Origin of the sequence: Gordonia sp. X0973 (genome assembly GCF_013348785.1) — a bacterium.
In the GTDB taxonomy this organism is placed as follows: domain Bacteria; phylum Actinomycetota; class Actinomycetes; order Mycobacteriales; family Mycobacteriaceae; genus Gordonia.
In genome coordinates, this window is sequence record NZ_CP054691.1 from 2,630,663 (window position 1) to 2,648,286 (window position 17,624).

Genomic DNA, 17,624 nt, shown 5'->3' on the forward strand with positions numbered 1-17,624 from the left:
ACGTCGATAGGGGGTCAGATTTCACCCGCCGTTGACAGTAGAGGGAGGTAGCTATGCTGACCGTACGGAACCGTGGTCTGGTTGTCCCCGTAGGGTGGTGAGGTCATCAATATGTCGGCCTGTCGCGGAGCCACCCACCGCTCACTCACGGAGCCGGGAAGCAGAAGGACGCCCGGATTCCTTCTAGATTCGTGGAGAAGCTCCATCCGTTCCCAATGCTGCTTTAGGTGTGCGACATTCTGTGCGCCGACCAGCTTGAAGACCTTTATTGCATCGGACTCGCGTCGGGCAATCTCTTCTGCGGTGTATGTGTGCAGTTTGAACGTTGAGATGCGGGAATTCGAGACCAGCCGGATCGTCTCGGCGAGGCACACCCAGAGAAACTGACGGTCAACAAGTTGCGCCTCATCCAAGATGGAGGCCCGAAGCTGCGCCAGTCCCGTCTTGATCTCGGGCTTGAACCACTTGTCTACTCCCGCAAACTCTGGCGCAGCGGGGTTGCTGATAGACGTGGCTCTTTCCACCACCCCAGCCACGGCTGACTCGCCTGCCTCGACAGTTGGCGGATTGGCCTTCACCTGGCAAAGAAGAATCGCCAGTGGGTTGATGTCGCTCCCGTGGAACTCAAGCCCCCTATACAGGCTTTCAAGCATCACCGTTCCGGAGCCTGCAAACGGGTCGTACACGAGTTCAGACATTGGGGATACCGCCCGCAGATCATCCAACAGCGCACCTTGAAGCTCCGGCACCATCATTGCTGGGTACTGGAATAGTGCGTGATTACCCGATCGACTTCTGAGATGACTGAAAGACCAAAAATCAGGGTCTACAGACGTGCGCGCTTGGAGTCGAAGACGGAGAGAGGCCGTAACGTCGCTCTCGGCGTCTGTGAACTGGTGAACCGGTTGGGCGCTCATGCGGGTTGCCCTCCTCTCTTGGTGAGAAGGTTGCCAGCAACCTCCGACAGTTCACCCAGGGGCGGTCTAACGACGTCTGCCGCGCAGTGCTCCAGGGCGCAGCGCTCCAGGCCCTGCATGAGCCTGTCAACCGTCGTAGAGCCATCGAACAGCCCTCGTTGTGGGCCTACGTACTGGCGCCATCGAGACGGATGGCGAGGCCGTCCGCCCATGACCCATGCATGTGTGTGTCCATGGTGGCGCGCTCGGGAAATCACCCAGCTCGTCTGGCCACGTACATGCCTTCCGGCCGTACCGCTCAATGGCGCGACTCCCCAGGCAAAGACCAGCGTGTCGCTACTGGTGAGCAGTGCCTCCAGACGATCACGAGCGTCAAGGAACACTTGAGGAGATGTGGCTACCTGTGCAAGTTCCTTCGAGTTACGAGTCGGGGTCTCGACCAGGTTCGCGATCTCCAGCTTGCCCCATACTTTCGCGACCCGAACGTCCTCCAACACCTGTTGAGTCGTAGACACCCGCTTCGTTTCCCTGGCCGGATTCAAGAGGATCACTCCCACGCGGGGCCCGTCCGCGTGCTGAACACCCATCAGGAACTTCGTCCGTCCACAAGCGTGGCCCCGCTCAGGCTATCGAGGCTTACGTCGAGGACAGCCGCGAGCCGGGCAACTGTGACGAAGGCCGGCGATGCGGTTCGCCCTGACTCGATACTCCGGACGGTGTCGATGCTCAGGCCACTTGCCTCAGCCACGGCTTGAGCGGACAGACCAGCAGCCTTGCGGGCGTCACGGAGCACCGCGCCGAGCCGAGGGACGGCGCGGTGCGGTGCTGTCTTCGCTGGGTGTCGCTCAACCATATGACCATCGTACACGTAGAGTCATACATGTACTCCGTGCGCGGCCCACTTCGGCGGTCCTCACTTGAGGAGTCAACCCGATAGATCAGTTCACCATGTCCAGAGGGCCTCAGTTTGCGCATTCAGTGATGGCCCTGCAGGCGCGGAATCAACCGTGAAGCTGTGGGCGTTCGGTATTGCACACCGTCCGTGCTGTCATTCGCATGACCCTGAGCACGCATGATGGCAGCGCGGGCACGCGCGGCGTCGATCCTCTGCGCCTCGGATACGGGTGGTACGCCGAGGGCTGTGTCGCCGGTGATGCGGTAGCGGTCTCGATAGGCAGCGACCATTCGCGCGGCTTTCCACCAGGCTGCAGCTCCGCGGGCGTCACCAGGTCGTGTGCCGATGACCTTCGTCCAGGCTGCCCCATCCGTGAGCGCACCATCTAGGACGGCGTCGGCGCGGGCTTCGATGAGTGCTTCTCGTTCGTCGAGCGCGGTTCGCATCTCACCGTCACGCACTTCTCTCGCGGTGCTTTGCGGCTCGTCCTGATCCGGCGGGTCGTGCGGTGGCGCGGGCGACTCGGTAGTGGATGACGGCGGCGATGTCGTCGGCGTCATTGAAGCCGCGTGCCGCGATGAGGCGTGGGAGCAGGGTCTCGATGTCGTGGTGGTTGACCTCGGCGCGGCGGAGTGCTGCGGTCAGTGGCCCGAAGGCTTCAGACTCGACCGCAGCTTGGGCTTGATCTGCTGTGAGACCAGAGGTGCGGACGAGGGAGGCCCAGCCGTCGTGCTGTGCGGCGGCGGCGATGGTCTCGTATTCAGCGGCGAGCTGCGCGATCGACCCCCACTGTTCCTGCTCGGCGGTGATCGTCTCGTGAGCGGACAGTTCCGCACCGACGTGCTGGAGCACTCCGGCCAGGATGCTCCGGCTGCTCGCGTTCGGGTCGTCGCCGCGGTGCGGCTGTTGGTGGTCGTCGGTGCGGTCGAGGATCACGTAGGCGTGGTTCGCGGCTCGGCCTCGGGTCATTGAGACGTAGAAGTTCTCCCTCGTTGCGGTCGGCTCGACCAGGACACGGGCGGTGTCGGTGGTGACACCTTGGGCTCGGTGTGGGTGACGGCGTATACGAGATCGACATGCTCGGCGATGTAGGCGGCGAGCAGCACGATCGCACCGCCGTAGGAGCGGCCTGGTCTGCGGATGGTGGGCGATGTAGGCGCGCAGCAGCGGAGTCGATGACGTCAATCACGCGCATCGCCTCGACCGGGCCGAAACGCTCGACGTTGACGCGGAACGATTCGGCGGAGGCGATGTCGACGAAGCTGAGGGAGCGTTGGCGGCCGTCTTGACGCCACAACACACGATAGAAGGTGGAGCCGTCGGCGAGTGCGCGAGAGTGGATTGAAGCCATGTCAGTTGCCTCCTAGGGGGAGCGGTGTTACCCGTTCTACCTGGGAGGTATGACACTCCGTGTTGCCTCGTAGTGTTGCCATGAGGCGATTATCGCATGTTTACCGCTTTGACCTGCGGTAATAAGTGGAGCTAAGGGGACTCGAACCCCTGACCCCCACACTGCCAGTGTGGTGCGCTACCAGCTGCGCCATAGCCCCGTTCGCGGCTTCGCCGCACGCTCATGGCCGGTTTCCCGGCCGCAAGCGCATAAGCGAAACTACACCATCGCGATCACCGCATCCAAATCCCGACGGCAGGGCCGCCGCGACCGCCCGATGCGGCGACCGCGTCAGTTGCCGCCGTTGTCGAGCTTGGTGATCCAATCCGGCGTGGTGTGGGGAACCAGCTTGCCGTTGTGGACGACCGACGGGGTGCTGACCTGGCCGTCGGAGGCCTTCGAGAGCGCCTCCAACGACTGCTTGGCCGACTGCTCGGCGGCCCCGACCTGGGCGCCGCTCGCGATGCAGCGTTGCGTTGCCTCAGTGGCGCCCGCTTCGCTGGCCAGACGCGCCAGGTCGAGGTTGCTGTGGTCGGTCTTGCCGCCCTCTTCTGGCTGGTTGTTGAACAGCGAGGTGTGGAACTTGATGAGCAGTTCCTCCTTCTTCTCGCCCGCCACGCACAGCAGTGCGGCACCGGCGCGCGTCGAATAGTCACCCGACGGCGAGGACTGGTTCAGGAAGTTCAGCATCCGGTAGTGCACGCGCAGCTTCCCGTCCTGGATGGCCTTGACCACGGTGGCACCCTGGCTCTGCTCGAACATCCCGCAGGCCGGGCACAGCGCGTCCTCGAAGATCTCGACGGTCGGGGCGTTCTCGGAGCCGACGATTACCTCGCTCGCGCCCGGGGTGACCGGGCCGACGGGATTGACGGTGAAGGACGTCGACGCGCCGGGGTCCGCCGTGCCCGGAGACTTCGTGCGGTTGGCGTTCCACACCACGCCGCCGATGACCAGACCGGCGACGACGATCACCGCGAGGGAGACCAGAACGTAGGTGAGCACGCTCGTCGACGACTTGGGCGGCTTGTATCCACCCCTGACATTGGGGATCGCGGGGCCCGACTTGGCACTCACGTGGCTACTCCTTGTGGTCCGACAACAGGTCTGTAGTGGTTCTTTCGGGAGGAAACGCTACCCGAAATCCGCTGAGACCCTGCTAAGACCTTGTCGCGGGGTCCAACGCGGCGTCGACGACGGCCTGCGCCTCCTGCTGCACCAGATGCAGGTGGTCATCCCCCAGGAAGGACTCGGCATAGATCTTGTACACATCCTCGGTACCCGACGGCCGGGCCGCGAACCACGCGTTGGCCGTCGTCACCTTGAGCCCGCCGATGGGCGCGTCGTTGCCCGGCGCCCGGGTGAGCACCGCGGTGATCTCCTCCCCCGCCAGTTCGCGCGCCGTGACGCGATCCGGGGTCAGCGCGGCGAGTAGGGCCTTCTGCTCGCGGTCGGCCGGGGCGTCGATCCGCGCGTACGACGAGGTGCCGTACCGCTGGGCGAGCTCGGCGAACCGTTGACTGGGGGTCTGCCCGGTCACCGCGAGGATCTCCGAGGCGAGCAGCGCCAGGATGATTCCGTCCTTGTCGGTCGACCACGGACTGCCGTCGAATCGAAGGAAGGACGCCCCCGCGCTCTCCTCGCCGCCGAAGGCGATGTCGCCGGACAGCAGCCCGTCGACGAACCACTTGAATCCGACGGGCACCTCCACCAGTCGGCGGCCGATACCCGCCACCACCCGGTCGATAAGCGACGAGCTGACCAGGGTCTTGCCGACGGCCGCACCGCTTCCCCAACCGTCGCGATGGGTGAACAGATAGTCGATCGCGACCGCCAGATAGTGGTTCGGGTTCATCAGCCCGGCATCGGGTGTGACGATGCCGTGCCGATCGGAGTCGGCATCGTTGCCGGTGGCGATGTCATAGGAATCGCGCACGGCGATCAACGACGCCATCGCGTTGGGCGAGCTGCAATCCATCCGGATCTTGCCGTCGGTGTCGAGGGTCATGAAATCGAACCGCGGATCGGTGCGCGGGTTCACGACGGTCAGCGACGGCAGGTACCGCTGCCCGATCGCCACCCAGTAGTCCACCGACGCGCCCCCCAGCGGGTCGGCGCCGATCCGCACGCCCGCACCGGCGATGGCCTCCAGATCGACGACCGTGCCGAGTGCATCCACGTAGTGGTCGAGAAACGAGTAGTCAGTCGCGGCGGCGCGGGCCTTCTCGAAGGGGACCCGCCGCACCTCGCGCAACCCGTCGGCCAGGATCTCGTTGGCCCGTGCGGCGATAGTGGAGGTCATCGCCGAATCGGCCGGGCCGCCCGACGGGGGGTTGTACTTGAACCCGCCGTCGCGCGGCGGGTTGTGGCTGGGGGTGACGACGATGCCGTCGGCCCGCGCCTCGTGTGCGGCGTTGAACTCGAGGATGGCCCGACTCACCGCCGGGGTCGGGGTGACCGTGTCACCCGTCGCGGTGTGGACGTCGACACCACCGGCGACGAGGACTTCCAGGGCGGTCCGCCACGCCGGCACCGACAGCGCATGGGTGTCGAAACCGATGAACAGCGGTCCGGCGATGCCCGCCTGCCTGCGGTACTCGACGATGGCCTGCGTGGTGGCGAGGATGTGCGGCTCGTTGAACGCCCCGTCGAGGCTGGAACCCCGATGCCCCGACGTGCCGAAGACGACGCGCTGGCCGGGGTCCGACGGGTCTGGCAGCAGGTGGTAGTAGGCGTGTTCGACGTCGTCGACGTCGATCAGATCCTCCGGCAGGGCGGGCGTACCGGCACGGGGGTGAGCAGCCATATCGCCCAGTCTGCCACCATTGCAGGCATGGCTCCTCGACTCGGCGTGCTGGTGCTGCCCGGCGGCACCGACTACTCGTATAAGCCGTTCTCCCCGTGGCAGGATTCCGCGCTGCGCATGTACCCGTTCACGTGGTCGTTGCGGGCCCGATTCCCCGGGGCGGTCGACGTGGCGCAGGTGCGCTACCGCGTCTACGGATGGAACGGCGGCCAGGCGAGCCCGATGTGGCACGCACGCGCCGCGCTGGAAACGATGGCGCGCAAGCACCCGGGCATCCCGATCGCCGTGATCGGGCACTCGATGGGCGGGCGCATCGCCGCACAGCTCGGCGCGGATCGCCGGGTGATCGGTGTCTTGGGACTCGCCCCGTGGTGGCAGTTCGCGGATTGGCGCGAGATCAACGGCGGAGCGCGGGTGCTCGCCCTGCACGGCTCGGCCGACAGGACGACCCTCGCGCCGCGAACAGCCAAAGGTATCGCCGAGCTGCGCGAGCGCGGCGTCGACGCGAAGTACGTCGAGATCCCCGGCGGCAAACACGCCATGCTCGACCATGTCGGGACGTGGCAGGGTGCCGCGCTGGGGTTCGTCGACGGACTGCTCCGCGACCTGCGCTAGACGGTCACGGCGGAGGGATCAGCTGTAGAGACGCCCGCCGCAGCTCGGCCACGCGCCGATGCCCTGACGGGCCAACACGCGCTCGGCGATGGCGATCTGCTGCTCGCGCGACGCCTGGTGGGGCATCCCCGAACCACCGTTGGCAGCCCAGGTACCCGGGCTGAACTGCAGGCCGCCGTAGTAGCCGTTGCCGGTGTTGGTGGCCCAGTTCCCGCCGCTCTCGCACTGCGCGACGGCGTCCCAGTTGTGGCCGGCCGCAGCGGCGTTGCCGGCGACCGCCGCGATCGGGGCGGTCAGCAGCGCGCCGACGACGGCGGCGCGGATGGTGAGCTTGGTGACGCTCATGGTGTCTCTCCTCGTTGGTGCCGCCCCCTCCGTTGAACGGGGGCTTTACGATTCGAAACAGGAAGCTACGGCGTGCAGATCGAAAGGTCACATCGGCGACAAGTGGGACGAAAGAACCACAAAACCGGCTTTCCCGAGCGAATCCGCAGGTCAGCCGTCGTTACTGTTCTGTGATCTTGCCGTGATCATTCTTAGAAGACTGTGAGAAATTCCACTGGCTCGCGCCGGTTCCGTGGTCACAATTTGCAGGCGACGACGACGAGCGCGACGAGCCCGAGCAGCATGATCAGACTGGCGACCAGGCCCGCCAGCGACCGCGGCTGATCAGGATCAAATTCCCGCAGCGCACGAGACTGCTGGCGGTGCTGGATCGTCGCCAGGACCAGCGTCACGATCCCGACGACGATCATCACCAAGCCCACCAGCCATGGACTGGCGATCGTGTCCGCATTGGTCTCGCGCCGGTACTGGAAGAATTTGAAGATGGTGAAACCGAAGGCGATCAGCGACGTGCTGGTCCGGATCCACGCCATCGTGGTCCGCTCCAGGGCGAGGCGGGTCCGTTCGACGGCGAGCGCCGTCGCCTTGTCGATCTCACCGACGATCCGGCCGCTGGTCATAGCTGGGCGCCGGTGTTCTTCAACTCCGCCAGATTGCGGGCCCTGGTGAGGATCACCACGCTGACGATGAACACCCACGTCGGGAACGCCAGGAGCACCCATTCCGACATGTCGCTGACAATCATGAGGGCCAGCGCGGCCAGATAGGTGATGACCACCAACCACGTGGGCATGACTTTGGTTTTCAACCAGATCGTCGCCAAGGAGATCATGAAGACGGCCCCCATCCGTACGGCGAACGTCTTGCTGATCGAGGCGGCAAAACCGGCGCCGTAACCGATCACGGCGCGCGCGGTGTCCGGATCGACATTGCTCTTGCTGACCACCACGACGCCGATTCCGGCCGCCGTCGACACGAGCATCATCGCGAGGAAGGTCAGGCCGCTGCCCAGGAACACGGTCGAGTAGAAGCGGTCTTCCACCAGGCGGAGATAATCGCGCACGACCGCGATGAACCAAAGGAAGGCGATCGCCGCGAACGGCATCAGGTGGGCGGCAATGGTGATCCGCGACTGGCGATCGGTCGACACGGCCCCGGTGGCCGCTTCTCCGTTGTTGGGCATCGATCCGTGCAGCAACACCAGCGCGGCCCCCAACAGCACTGCGAACAGCACGCCGGCGAACGCCGCCGCCTTCGGCGTCGTCAGCAGATTCGTCGCCACACCTCCCGACAGTCCGCTCGTCGTCGAACTCGAATCACCAGAGGCGTTGGTCATCAGGTCTCCTCAATCATGGGTGAGCAGTCTCGGTACAGCTTCCCAGTTGCCTTCGAGGTTTACCCGCCGAACGCGCGCCCTGACGCGGGGGCCTCACCCGGCGCAGGTCAGGCACCCGACCGTCGGCTCAGGTGTAGGACACGTGCACCGAGCGGATCTTTCCCTCGAACGGAAACGGCGCCTTCGCCCGGTATTCCATCGACACCGGCGATCCCAGACAGGTCCCGAAGTCGAGGCAGTCGTTCGCGGTGAACAGCAACGGAACGCTGACGGGCACAGTCCCCGCGGCCAACTGCTGCCCATCCAGCGTCACATCGACGTCGAGCGGTCCCGCCGGATGGTCGTTGGTGTGCGTCGTCGTGACGACGATGGTCGCCCGGCCGGCAGGCACCTTCTCGTCGGACCGAATCGTGGTGCGCTGCATGAGAAAGAGGTTGTACTCGTAGACGAGGTGGCCCTTGTCGAGGTAGCACGTCAACCCGCCCGCACCCGACCCGAGTGCATAGAGGACGCCGTTGGCGCGTTCCGGGAATTCGACGTCCATGGTGAGGACGTTGTTCTTGGTGCCCAGAGCCGGTGCGCAAAATTCCGGCATGCGCGTCATGTCGCCGGCGAAGTCCCACTCCCGATAGGGCGGTGCGATGCGCAACTCGGGGTGGTAGACCGGAACCCATAGGCCGCCGCCGACGGGGAGAACCGCGTTGCGAGCGGCCTCGACCATGAACAGCTCGCGCATCTGCGCCAGACGCTCCGGCTCATCCGCGGCCAGGTCCTTGGACTGCGACCAGTCCTCGTCCAGGTGGTACAACTCCCACACGTCCTCGTCGGGAGTCCATGTCGCCATGCCCTCGGGCAGCCCGGGCACCCACGGAAGCCGTGGGCCACGGGCCGAGGCCATCCACCCGTCGTGGTAAATCCCGCGGCTGCCCATGATCTCGAAGTATTGCGTCGGCTTGCCGCCGGACGCGGCGCGGTCGACGAGGGTCTCCGCGAAGCTGGCACCGGCGATCGGCATCTGCGGCTCGCCGTTGACCGTCTGGGGTGGGGCGATGCCGACGATTTCGTAGATCGTCGGGACCACGTCGTTGCAGTGCAGGAACACGTCGCGCGGAACCGGATCGGCATTCACCTTTGCCGGCCACCGAACGACCATCGGGTTGCGGGTCCCGCCCAGGTGCGAGGCCATCAGCTTCATACCCTTGTACGGCGTGCTGCCCGCCCACGCCCACGCCGCGTGGTACTGGTTGTCGACGAGCGGCGAGCCCAACGCGTCGAGTCCACCGAGTTCGTCGAGCGCGTCGATGTGCTGACGGACCGTCGTCGGGATCCCGTTCTGCGCGAGCAGTTCCGAAATCGTGCCGTTCTGGCCCTCGCCCGACGACCCGTTGTCACCCCAGATGTAGACGAACAAGGTGTTGTCCGCGTAGCCGAGAGCGTCGAGTTCATCCGTGATCCGGCCAACCTGGACATCGACGTGTTCGGCATAGCCGGCCGCTACCTCCATCAAGCGACGCTGGAACGGCTTCTCATCCTCGGGGATGCCCTCCCAATCGGCCATCTCCGGATCGCGCTCGGTCAGTTCGCAGTCCTGCGGGATCCATCCGACCTCCTTGGCGCGGGCGTGGACGCGCTCCCGATAGGTGTCCCACCCGTCGTCGAACTTGCCCGCGTACTTGTCCGCCCACTCCTTCATGATGTGGTGCGGGCCGTGCAGGCACCCGCTCGCCCAGTACATGAAGAACGGCTTGTCCGCGTTGAACGCCTTGTGCTGCCTCAACCAGCCGATCGCCTCGTCGGCGAGGTCCTCCGACAGGTGGTAGCCCTCCTCCGCCGTGCGCGGGGGTGGGACGACGGTGGTGTTGCGCACCAGGTTCGGCTCATATTGGGATGCCTCACCCGCGAGGAAGCCGTAGAAGTGCTCGAACCCGAGACCAGTGGGCCAATTGTCGAACGGTCCGGCCGCCGTCGTTTCTTCGGCGGGCGTGTTATGCCACTTACCGAAAGCCGAAGTCGCATAGCCGTATTGGCGGAGCACCTCGGCGACGGTGGCGCTCGACCTCGGGATTTTTCCGGCGTATCCGTCCCAATCGTTGGCCAGCTCGGCGATCTGCCCGTTGCCGATCTCGTGGTGATTGCGCCCGGTCAACAGCGACGCCCGCGTCGGCGAGCACATCGCCGTGGTGTGAAACCTGTTGTAGGACACTCCTTCCGCGCAGATCTTGTCGAGGGTGGAAGTGGTCACCTCGCCGCCGAAGGTCGACGGGAGGCCGGGTCCCGCGTCATCGATGAGCACGATGACGATGTTGGGCGCGTCCTCGTGTAGGCGGCGCGGAGTCTTGCGCGGATGGTAGGTCGATTCTTGGAGCGTTCGCCCGGCGACCGACCCCGACGGAACCGGCGGGAACGGCAGCACCCCGCCGTCGGGCAACACCGGTGCCACCACGCCCGAGGTCTTGTTCGATGCCATTTCCGACTCCTCGTCTCGTCACAGGTCAGCCCTCGATCCGCGCCGCACCCAGATAGACGCTAGAGCGGCACGAGCCGTCCGGTCTTGACATCCCAGGACAAGTGTTTGACTGTTCAAGACATGCCTCTGATTCGCGGCACGGCACTGACGGGATTCTCCCAGCTCGTCACCGATTTGGGCGGCGACAGTCGCCGTTTCGCCGCCGACGCCCACATCTCCCACGACGACATCGGCCGGCACGACCGGTTCATCTCACTGCCCCGCGGCGCCCAGATGCTCGAGGACGTCGCAGGCGCGCTCAACACTCCCGACCTCGGTCGGCGGCTGGCCACCCGACAGGGAATCGAGATCCTGGGACCGGTCGGACTGGCCGGTCGCAATGCCGAGACGGTGGCCGAGGCCTTCGCGATCTTCGACAAGTTCATGGCGGCATACAGCCCGTCGATCAGCGCGCGGGTGGTCCCCCACGCCGACCCCGAGCTGCATCGATTCGAGTTCGAATACCTTCTCAAACCCGCGCCAAGGCTCCAGGCGATCGAGTTGTCGATGGGCGTCGTGCTGAAGGTCCTGCGGCTCTTCCTCGGGTCTTCCTATCAGCCGGCCGATCTCCGTCTGCCGCATGCAGCACTCACCGAGCCGGAGACCTATCGCGCGTACTTCGGCTGCCGGACGTATTTCTGCGAACCGATAGCCGCCTTCACCCTGCGGACCGCCGACCTGCAACGCCGCCTGCCCGTCGACCGGCTCGCCCACCAAACCGCGATCGACTTCCTCTCCGCCACCGTCGGTGACCATCGGCCGACGACCAGCGACGACGTCGGCACCTTGATTCGCCAACTCCTACCCTCGGGGGCGGTCCGCCTCGACGATGTGGCGCGCTACCTCGACATGCACCCCAAAGCATTGCAGCGCCGCCTCGCCGCCGAGGGATGCGCATTCGGTGACCTCGTGGACGAGATCCGTCGCGATACCGCCCGGCGACTGTTGCGCGACACCGATATGACGCTCGACCATCTGTGCCGCGAACTGGGCTACGCGGAGCAGAGCGTGCTGACCCGCTCGTGTCGGCGGTGGTTCGGAATGACGCCGACGGAGTTTCGGAGATATGAAAAATCCCCCTGACCAGCTACGTCAGGGGGATTCCTCATTCGAGTGGAGCTGCCGGGAATTGAACCCGGGTCCTCCGCCGCTTCACTGGGGCTTCTCCGTGTGCAGTCCGCTATGTCTCTACTCGGATCTCCCGGTCACGCGAACAAGCCGAGATGACGATCCCAGTCGCTGTGTGATTTCCCGACCCCGCCCGCGACCGGCGGTGTCGGTGAGTTCCCGAAGCTGATGCCGGCATCCGGATGTGGGAACACCACCCGGGCCGACAGACTAGCCTGGCTGCTTAGGCAGCGAGAGCGTAGTCGCGCTGATTGGAATCGGCGCTTAATTGGTTGCTGCGACGCTTAACGGTGGTCTCTAGCCTGCACCGACACGCTTCCCCCAACTCGACGCACAGAGTCGAAACCGATCAGCCCCGAGCGGGATCCACTGCTTTCACAGCGGACTGTTCAGTGTAACCGTCATACCCGCCAGATTCATCCCGATATTCAGACGATGCGGATCAGCACGCTGTCCCGCGCCCCGATCAGCCCGCCCAACCGGCCGTCGTGAGACTCGAATCCGCGTCCGGTCCAGGCGTCGACGCCGTGGATCGTCCCGGACAGTCCGAGTGCCGCGGTCGCGACCGTCACCGCGGCCGGTCGATCCCGCCGATTGGTCAGTGAGACCACCAGGCCCTTGAGGCCGATCGCCCGCGACCGCACCACCTCGTCGGGATTCTCGCGCACTGTGCCGCCCGGCGCGCCGCGGCCGTCGCGGACGAGTTCTCCGACGTCGGGGTTCTCGAGGATCGCGCGAATCTCCGGCGCCAGCGCCTCGGGTCGGCTCACCACCCATCCGCGCGGGACCATCACGAGCGCGGTGAGTTCCGAGCGCAACGCCGCCGGATCGGTGCGCGCGGGTGGATCCAGCGTCACATCCGGTTGGCGCACCGTCGTCGTCTCCCGCGCGCACCCGACGGCGCTCACCGCGGCGACCAGGGCGAGCAGCAGTGCGACGGCGACGCGGCGCGGCGCGCTACATGCCTTTGACGCGGCGCCCGAGTTCACGCTCCACCTCGCGCTGGGCGGTGCGCTTGGCGATGTCGTGGCGCTTGTCGTGGGCCTGCTTGCCGCGGGCCAGCGCCAACTCGACCTTCACCCGGCCGTCGCTGAAATACAGCGACAGCGGCACCAGCGTCAGATTCCCGTCGCGGATCCGGCCGACGAGGTTGTCGATCTCCCGTCGGTGCATGAGCAGTTTCCGGTTGCGCAACGGGCTGTGATTCGTCCACGAACCCGAGCCGTACTCGGCGATGTGGAGTCCGCGCAGCCACACCTCCCCGTCATCGACGGTGGCGAATGCGTCCACCAGCGACGCCTTGCCGTCGCGCAGGCTCTTCACCTCGGTGCCGAGCAGCGCGACGCCGGCCTCGTAGGTCTCGAGGATCGTGTAGTTGTGGCGTGCCTTGCGATTGGTCGCGATCGCCTTGCGACCCTTTTCCTTCACTTCCAGTCCTTCCGCGGTGCAGTGCGGTCGAAACGGATCATTCGCGCACGTACCACCGCAGGGTGACATACGCGGTCACTCCTGCCAACACAATTCCGGTGAGCAGCAGCCACGGCGAGACGAACAACACGTCGTCGACCGACACCCTGGCCAGGATGTTCACCTTGTACAGGTCGTTGAGCGCCTGGTCGAAGAAGAACTTGCGGCCGATGAGCAGCCCGCCGACGGCGAGCAGGGTGCCGATCACGGCGGCGACGACCGCCTCGATGAGGAACGGGAGCTGCGTATACCACCGGGTGGCGCCGACCAACCGCATGATCGAGACCTCGGTGCGCCTGGTGTAGGCCGCCATCTGCACCGTGTTCGCGATCAGCAGCACGGCCACGAACGCCAGGATCAGGGATAGGACGAAGGCCGCGTTGCGCGCGCCGTCGAGCACGCTGAACAGGCGGCTGACGAGCTGTCGCTGGTCTTGGACGCCGTCGACGCCCAGATCCTGGCGCGACTTGTACTTGTCGAGCACCTTGCCGTACATGTCCGGGTCGTTGACCTTCACGCGGAACGACGCCGGCATCGTGTCCGGGGTGACCGCGTCGGCCATCTCCGGCGAGTTCTTGAACGATTCCTTGGCGTCCTTGTAGGCGTCGTCGAGGTTCATCCACGTCACGTTGGTGACGCCCGGCTCCTTCTTCAACTCGTCGCGCAGCTGGGCGCACGGCGCCTTCTCACAGTTCGGATCGGCCTTCGCCACGTCGGTGTTGACGAAGATCTTCATCTCCACGCGACTGAAGAAGATGTCTTGGCTCTTGTTGGCCATCTGCATGACCAGCAGCCCGGCCCCGAGCATGCCCAGGGTGATCGCGGTGGTCACGATCATGGCGATCGTCATGGTCACGTTGCGGCGAAGCCCGTTGAGGACCTCGGCGATGATGAAATTGGCGCGCATGGTTGCTGCTCTCCTCGTATGCGGTGCGTCAGCCGATGCCGTACACGCCGTGCTTGTCGTCGCGGACCAGGTGACCGTTGTCGAACTCCAGGACGCGGCGGCGCATGGCGTCGACGATCTGGCGGTCGTGCGTGGCCATCACCACGGTGGTGCCGCGCCGGTTCACCCGGTCGAGCACCTCGACGATTTCCTGGCTGGTGATGGGGTCCAGGTTGCCCGTCGGCTCGTCGGCCAGCAGCACCAACGGGCGGTTGACGATCGCGCGGGCGATCGCGACGCGCTGCATCTCGCCGCCGGACAGCTCGTACGGCATGCGATCGGCCTTGCCGCCGAGTCCGACGTATTCGAGGACGTCGGGCACCACCTGGTTGATCGTGTGCTGCGGCCGGCCGATCACCTCGAGGGCGAAGGCCACGTTCTCCGCGACCGACTTCTGTTGGAGCAACCGGAAGTCCTGGAAGACGCAGCCGATGGACTGGCGCAGCTTGGGCACCTGCCGGGCACGCAGCGAGTTGACGTGGAAGTCGCCGATCCAGATGTCTCCCGACGTGGGCTTGTCCTCTTTGAGGAGCATCCGGAAGAAGGTCGACTTGCCCGATCCCGAGGGGCCGATCAGAAAGGCGAATTCGCCCTTGTCGACGTCGAGGCTCACGTTGGACAGCGCCGGCCTCGTCGAGGCCTTGTACTGCTTGGTGACGTTCTCCAGCTTGATCACGGGACGCCAGTCTAGCGGCGGCAGCTGAGTGCGCTTCTCAGGCGCGCCGCCTACCCGCCGGACGGATTCGGGACCTTCTCGACGGTGATCGTCGGCCGCGGCGGGGCCTGCTCCGACCGATCGGCCGAATTCGAGAGGTAAACCCCCAGGAGGATGACGAACACAATCGCGAGGACGATCGTCGTCAGGTGTTTGCGCGAGCGGGCGACCATGTCACTCCTGCGATTCCGGGGTATCGGGATTGTATCCGGAGCGCACCTCGATACCGGCCTTGCGAAGTGATTCGATCAGGTAGACCCGCAGGTCGCGGGCCACCTCGAACTGCTTGCCCGGCAGCGTCCGCGCGACCACGCGCACCGTGTACGAGTCCTGTCCCATCGCGGTCACGCCCAGCGGGGTCGGGGCGTCGAGCAGCAACGGACGGTAGCGATCGTCCTCCCGGAATGCCTCTCCCGCCTTCGCCACCTCGTCGTTGACGACGGTGAGGTCGACCTTCTCGGCGAACTCGATGTCGACGACGGCGCGCGCCCAGTCGCGGGACTGGTTGACCGCGGCGATCACCTGGCCGTTGGGGATGGTGATGAGTTCCCCGTCGGTGTCGCGCAACCGGGTCACGCGCAGCGAGATGTCCTCGACGTGGCCCTCTTCGGTGTTGCCGCCGGGCAGCAGCAGACGCACCAGGTCGCCGTACCCGTACTGCTTCTCGGTGACGATGAAGAAGCCGGCGAGGAGGTCTTGGACCACGCGCTGGGCGCCGAAACCGACCGCGGCACCGATGACCGCGCCGGGCCCCACCAATCCGGCGACCGGAACGCCGAGCAGTGCCAACACCCGCAGCACGACGACGAAGCCGATCGCGGAGATGATCGACCAGCGCACCACCTGGAGCACCGCACGCATGTGTTTGGCGCGCTCGGCCAGCACGATGGCGTCGCCGTTGTGCGCGCTACGGGTCACCCGGGACTCGAAGACCTCCAGGACCCAGCCGGTGAGCCGGGCGGCCAGGATGCCGCCGATGACCCACAGCGCGACGGGCAGACCGCACACCTGCAGCCAATCCCACAGTCGGTTACCGACGTGCTCGACGACCCGCTGCCAGCGGTCAGTCGACATCGGCTTCCCCGTCGGCCATCCGCCACCGGATGCCGGCCTCGATGAACTCGTCGATCTCGCCGTCGAGCACGCCAGAAGGATTGTTGTTCTCGACGTTGGTCCGCAGATCCTTGACCATTTGGTACGGGTGCAGGACGTAGGAGCGCATCTGGTTGCCCCAGCTGGACCCGCCGTCGCCCTTCAGGGCGTCCATCTCGGCCCGCTCCTGGGCGCGCTTGCGCTCGAGCAGCTTGGCCTGCAGCACCCGCATGGCCGACGCCTTGTTCTGCAGCTGGCTCTTCTCGTTCTGGCAGGTCACGACGATCCCCGTCGGGATATGCGTCAGGCGCACCGCGGAGTCGGTGGTGTTGACCGACTGCCCACCCGGCCCCGACGACCGGTAGACGTCCACCTTCAGGTCGTTCTCGTCGATGTCGATGTGGTCGGTGGTCTCCACTACGGGCAGCACCTCGACCTCGGCGAAGGAGGTCTGACGACGGCCCTGGTTGTCGAAGGGGCTGATCCGCACCAGGCGGTGGGTGCCCTGCTCGACCGACAGCGTGCCGTACATGTAGGGCGCCTTGACCGCGAAGGTCGCGCTCTTGATCCCGGCCTCCTCCGCGTAGGAGGTGTCGTAGACCTCGACGCCGTACCCGTGTGCGTCGGCCCAGCGGGTGTACATGCGCATCAACATCTGCGCCCAGTCGGCCGCGTCGACGCCGCCGGCGCCGGACCGGATGTTGACCAGGGCGTCGCGCTGGTCGTATTCGCCGGCCAGCATCGTCTTGACTTCCATCGCCTCGATGTCACCGCGCAGGGAGGCGCGCTCGGCATCGGCATCGGCGAGGGCGGCGGCCTGGTCGGCGCCCTCTTCGGATTCGGCCAGCTCGTAGTGGACGGGCAGGTCGTCGAGGCGCTGGCGCAGCGCGGTGACGCGACGGTACTCGGCTTGGGCGTGCGAAAGGTCGCTGGTCACCTTCTGCGCGTGGTCCTGGTCGTTCCACAACTCGGGATCGGACGCCTGCATCTCCAGTTCGTCGATCCGGCGCTTGAGTTCCTCGAGGTCAAGAACTTTCTCGACGGTCGTCAAGGTCGTGTCGAGGGATTCCAGGTCGCTGATGACATCGGGCTGCACAGGAAACAAGCCTAGTCGGACGCGCCTAGTCGGACATGAGGACCCACGACTGCTCGACCTTGCGCGGGTTGTAGCGCACCGGCAGGTCCTGGCCGATCTGTGGCCACGCCCCGGCGAGCGAGTGCGTGAACGATCCGTACACCTCGGTCGGCGCGATGTCGGGGCCCATGATCGTGCCGGAGACGGTCAGATAGGCCTGGCCGTTGGCGTCGCCCTGCGCCGGACGCTCGTTGACGCCGGTGACGGTCAGCGTGCCGCTACTCATCTCCGCCAGCTTCTGTGCCGACGGCCCGCGGTTGCGCAACCCGATGAAGAGCGCGACGGCCGTGGCGGCCAGGAGACCGGCGATCAGGATGCTGAAGATCATGACCGA

The 17,624-nt window shown here is 65.8% G+C and carries 20 protein-coding genes, 1 tRNA gene and 1 other RNA gene; 2 read left to right on the forward strand and 20 right to left on the reverse strand.

Translation table 11 applies throughout. The features are described from left to right. Nucleotides 1-14: 14 nt before the first annotated feature. From HUN08_RS13015 to pgm, 7 genes are all read right to left on the reverse strand, one after another. Nucleotides 15-698, reverse strand: coding sequence for a hypothetical protein (locus HUN08_RS13015; RefSeq protein WP_301546731.1), 684 nt, complete (start codon nucleotides 696-698; stop codon nucleotides 15-17). A 215-nt stretch (nucleotides 699-913) separates the two neighbouring features. Beyond that, nucleotides 914-1,504: a DUF1643 domain-containing protein gene (locus tag HUN08_RS18570; RefSeq protein WP_124246897.1), complete on the reverse strand. Its 591-nt coding sequence runs from the start codon at nucleotides 1,502-1,504 to the stop codon at nucleotides 914-916. Then, a complete protein-coding gene (locus HUN08_RS13025; protein ID WP_124246896.1) occupies nucleotides 1,504-1,770 on the reverse strand; it encodes a helix-turn-helix domain-containing protein in 267 nt (88 codons plus the stop codon). The genes HUN08_RS18570 and HUN08_RS13025 overlap by 1 nt, the downstream gene beginning before the upstream one ends. A gap of 495 nt (nucleotides 1,771-2,265) precedes the next feature. Beyond that, nucleotides 2,266-2,781: a hypothetical protein gene (locus tag HUN08_RS13030; RefSeq protein ID WP_174900930.1), complete on the reverse strand. Its 516-nt coding sequence runs from the start codon at nucleotides 2,779-2,781 to the stop codon at nucleotides 2,266-2,268. Between the two features lie 508 nt (nucleotides 2,782-3,289). Then, nucleotides 3,290-3,362 (reverse strand) — tRNA-Ala (locus tag HUN08_RS13035). A 131-nt stretch (nucleotides 3,363-3,493) separates the two neighbouring features. Then, a complete protein-coding gene (locus tag HUN08_RS13040; protein WP_124246895.1) occupies nucleotides 3,494-4,276 on the reverse strand; it encodes a thioredoxin domain-containing protein in 783 nt (260 codons plus the stop codon). Between the two features lie 82 nt (nucleotides 4,277-4,358). Then, entirely contained in the window at nucleotides 4,359-6,005 is a 1,647-nt protein-coding gene (gene pgm / locus HUN08_RS13045) for a phosphoglucomutase (alpha-D-glucose-1,6-bisphosphate-dependent) (RefSeq protein ID WP_124246894.1), read from the reverse strand. A 27-nt stretch (nucleotides 6,006-6,032) separates the two neighbouring features. Between pgm and HUN08_RS13050 the strand changes: the two genes are divergently transcribed. After that, on the forward strand, nucleotides 6,033-6,620 hold the full coding sequence (locus HUN08_RS13050; protein ID WP_124246893.1) for an alpha/beta hydrolase: 588 nt from the start codon (nucleotides 6,033-6,035) through the stop codon (nucleotides 6,618-6,620). A gap of 18 nt (nucleotides 6,621-6,638) precedes the next feature. Here HUN08_RS13050 and HUN08_RS13055 read toward each other — a convergent pair whose 3' ends face one another. The 4 genes from HUN08_RS13055 to HUN08_RS13070 form a co-directional block, all read right to left on the reverse strand. Beyond that, complete coding sequence (locus HUN08_RS13055; RefSeq protein ID WP_124246892.1) at nucleotides 6,639-6,965, reverse strand: transglycosylase family protein; 327 nt, start codon at nucleotides 6,963-6,965, stop codon at nucleotides 6,639-6,641. Nucleotides 6,966-7,201: 236 nt separating this feature from the next. Beyond that, complete coding sequence (locus HUN08_RS13060) at nucleotides 7,202-7,585, reverse strand: YidH family protein (protein ID WP_124246891.1); 384 nt, start codon at nucleotides 7,583-7,585, stop codon at nucleotides 7,202-7,204. Further along, a complete protein-coding gene (locus HUN08_RS13065; protein WP_301546732.1) occupies nucleotides 7,582-8,247 on the reverse strand; it encodes a hypothetical protein in 666 nt (221 codons plus the stop codon). Before HUN08_RS13065 ends, HUN08_RS13060 begins: the two co-directional genes overlap by 4 nt. Before the next feature lie 181 nt (nucleotides 8,248-8,428). Continuing rightward, entirely contained in the window at nucleotides 8,429-10,768 is a 2,340-nt protein-coding gene (locus HUN08_RS13070; protein WP_124246890.1) for an arylsulfatase, read from the reverse strand. Between the two features lie 120 nt (nucleotides 10,769-10,888). On the opposite strand from HUN08_RS13070, the gene HUN08_RS13075 reads away from it, so the two are divergent. After that, a complete protein-coding gene (locus HUN08_RS13075) occupies nucleotides 10,889-11,890 on the forward strand; it encodes an AraC family transcriptional regulator (RefSeq protein ID WP_124246889.1) in 1,002 nt (333 codons plus the stop codon). A 28-nt stretch (nucleotides 11,891-11,918) separates the two neighbouring features. Here the strand turns inward: HUN08_RS13075 and ssrA are convergent. From ssrA to HUN08_RS13120, 9 genes are all read right to left on the reverse strand, one after another. Next, nucleotides 11,919-12,292: a transfer-messenger RNA gene (gene ssrA / locus HUN08_RS13080) on the reverse strand. 71 nt (nucleotides 12,293-12,363) lie between these two features. Beyond that, the gene (locus HUN08_RS13085) at nucleotides 12,364-12,924 is read right to left on the reverse strand and encodes a hypothetical protein (protein ID WP_124246888.1); all 561 of its coding nucleotides are present in this window, start codon (nucleotides 12,922-12,924) and stop codon (nucleotides 12,364-12,366) included. Next, nucleotides 12,893-13,363: an SsrA-binding protein SmpB gene (smpB, locus tag HUN08_RS13090; RefSeq protein WP_124246887.1), complete on the reverse strand. Its 471-nt coding sequence runs from the start codon at nucleotides 13,361-13,363 to the stop codon at nucleotides 12,893-12,895. Before smpB ends, HUN08_RS13085 begins: the two co-directional genes overlap by 32 nt. Nucleotides 13,364-13,400: 37 nt before the next feature. Then, nucleotides 13,401-14,309, reverse strand: coding sequence for a permease-like cell division protein FtsX (ftsX, locus tag HUN08_RS13095; RefSeq protein ID WP_124246886.1), 909 nt, complete (start codon nucleotides 14,307-14,309; stop codon nucleotides 13,401-13,403). A 28-nt stretch (nucleotides 14,310-14,337) separates the two neighbouring features. After that, nucleotides 14,338-15,024 (reverse strand): cell division ATP-binding protein FtsE, encoded by a 687-nt coding sequence (gene ftsE, locus HUN08_RS13100; RefSeq protein WP_124246885.1) that lies wholly within the window; start codon nucleotides 15,022-15,024, stop codon nucleotides 14,338-14,340. Between the two features lie 50 nt (nucleotides 15,025-15,074). Beyond that, nucleotides 15,075-15,236 (reverse strand): hypothetical protein, encoded by a 162-nt coding sequence (locus HUN08_RS13105; RefSeq protein ID WP_165353385.1) that lies wholly within the window; start codon nucleotides 15,234-15,236, stop codon nucleotides 15,075-15,077. A 1-nt stretch (nucleotide 15,237) separates the two neighbouring features. Further along, nucleotides 15,238-16,137, reverse strand: a complete 900-nt coding sequence (locus HUN08_RS13110; RefSeq protein WP_124246884.1) for a mechanosensitive ion channel family protein — start codon at nucleotides 16,135-16,137, stop codon at nucleotides 15,238-15,240. After that, complete coding sequence (gene prfB / locus HUN08_RS13115; protein ID WP_124246883.1) at nucleotides 16,127-17,251, reverse strand: peptide chain release factor 2; 1,125 nt, start codon at nucleotides 17,249-17,251, stop codon at nucleotides 16,127-16,129. The genes HUN08_RS13110 and prfB overlap by 11 nt, the downstream gene beginning before the upstream one ends. Before the next feature lie 25 nt (nucleotides 17,252-17,276). After that, complete coding sequence (locus HUN08_RS13120) at nucleotides 17,277-17,618, reverse strand: hypothetical protein (protein WP_124246882.1); 342 nt, start codon at nucleotides 17,616-17,618, stop codon at nucleotides 17,277-17,279. Nucleotides 17,619-17,624: the final 6 nt, after the last annotated feature.

Excerpts from the sequence above, each read along its gene's own strand:
- HUN08_RS13110 (WP_124246884.1), bottom strand. The coding sequence starts at position 16,137 with ATGTCGACTGACCGCTGGCAGCGGGTCGTCGAGCACGTCGGTAACCGA.
- HUN08_RS18570 (WP_124246897.1), bottom strand. The coding sequence starts at position 1,504 with ATGGGTGTTCAGCACGCGGACGGGCCCCGCGTGGGAGTGATCCTCTTG.
- HUN08_RS13050 (WP_124246893.1), top strand. The coding sequence starts at position 6,033 with ATGGCTCCTCGACTCGGCGTGCTGGTGCTGCCCGGCGGCACCGACTAC.
- HUN08_RS13075 (WP_124246889.1), top strand. The coding sequence starts at position 10,889 with ATGCCTCTGATTCGCGGCACGGCACTGACGGGATTCTCCCAGCTCGTC.
- ftsX (WP_124246886.1), bottom strand. The coding sequence starts at position 14,309 with ATGCGCGCCAATTTCATCATCGCCGAGGTCCTCAACGGGCTTCGCCGC.
- HUN08_RS13120 (WP_124246882.1), bottom strand. The coding sequence starts at position 17,618 with ATGATCTTCAGCATCCTGATCGCCGGTCTCCTGGCCGCCACGGCCGTC.
- HUN08_RS13070 (WP_124246890.1), bottom strand. The coding sequence starts at position 10,768 with ATGGCATCGAACAAGACCTCGGGCGTGGTGGCACCGGTGTTGCCCGAC.
- HUN08_RS13015 (WP_301546731.1), bottom strand. The coding sequence starts at position 698 with ATGTCTGAACTCGTGTACGACCCGTTTGCAGGCTCCGGAACGGTGATG.
- HUN08_RS13055 (WP_124246892.1), bottom strand. The coding sequence starts at position 6,965 with ATGAGCGTCACCAAGCTCACCATCCGCGCCGCCGTCGTCGGCGCGCTG.
- HUN08_RS13030 (WP_174900930.1), bottom strand. The coding sequence starts at position 2,781 with ATGACCCGAGGCCGAGCCGCGAACCACGCCTACGTGATCCTCGACCGC.
- HUN08_RS13105 (WP_165353385.1), bottom strand. The coding sequence starts at position 15,236 with ATGGTCGCCCGCTCGCGCAAACACCTGACGACGATCGTCCTCGCGATT.
- HUN08_RS13025 (WP_124246896.1), bottom strand. The coding sequence starts at position 1,770 with ATGGTTGAGCGACACCCAGCGAAGACAGCACCGCACCGCGCCGTCCCT.
- pgm (WP_124246894.1), bottom strand. The coding sequence starts at position 6,005 with ATGGCTGCTCACCCCCGTGCCGGTACGCCCGCCCTGCCGGAGGATCTG.
- HUN08_RS13060 (WP_124246891.1), bottom strand. The coding sequence starts at position 7,585 with ATGACCAGCGGCCGGATCGTCGGTGAGATCGACAAGGCGACGGCGCTC.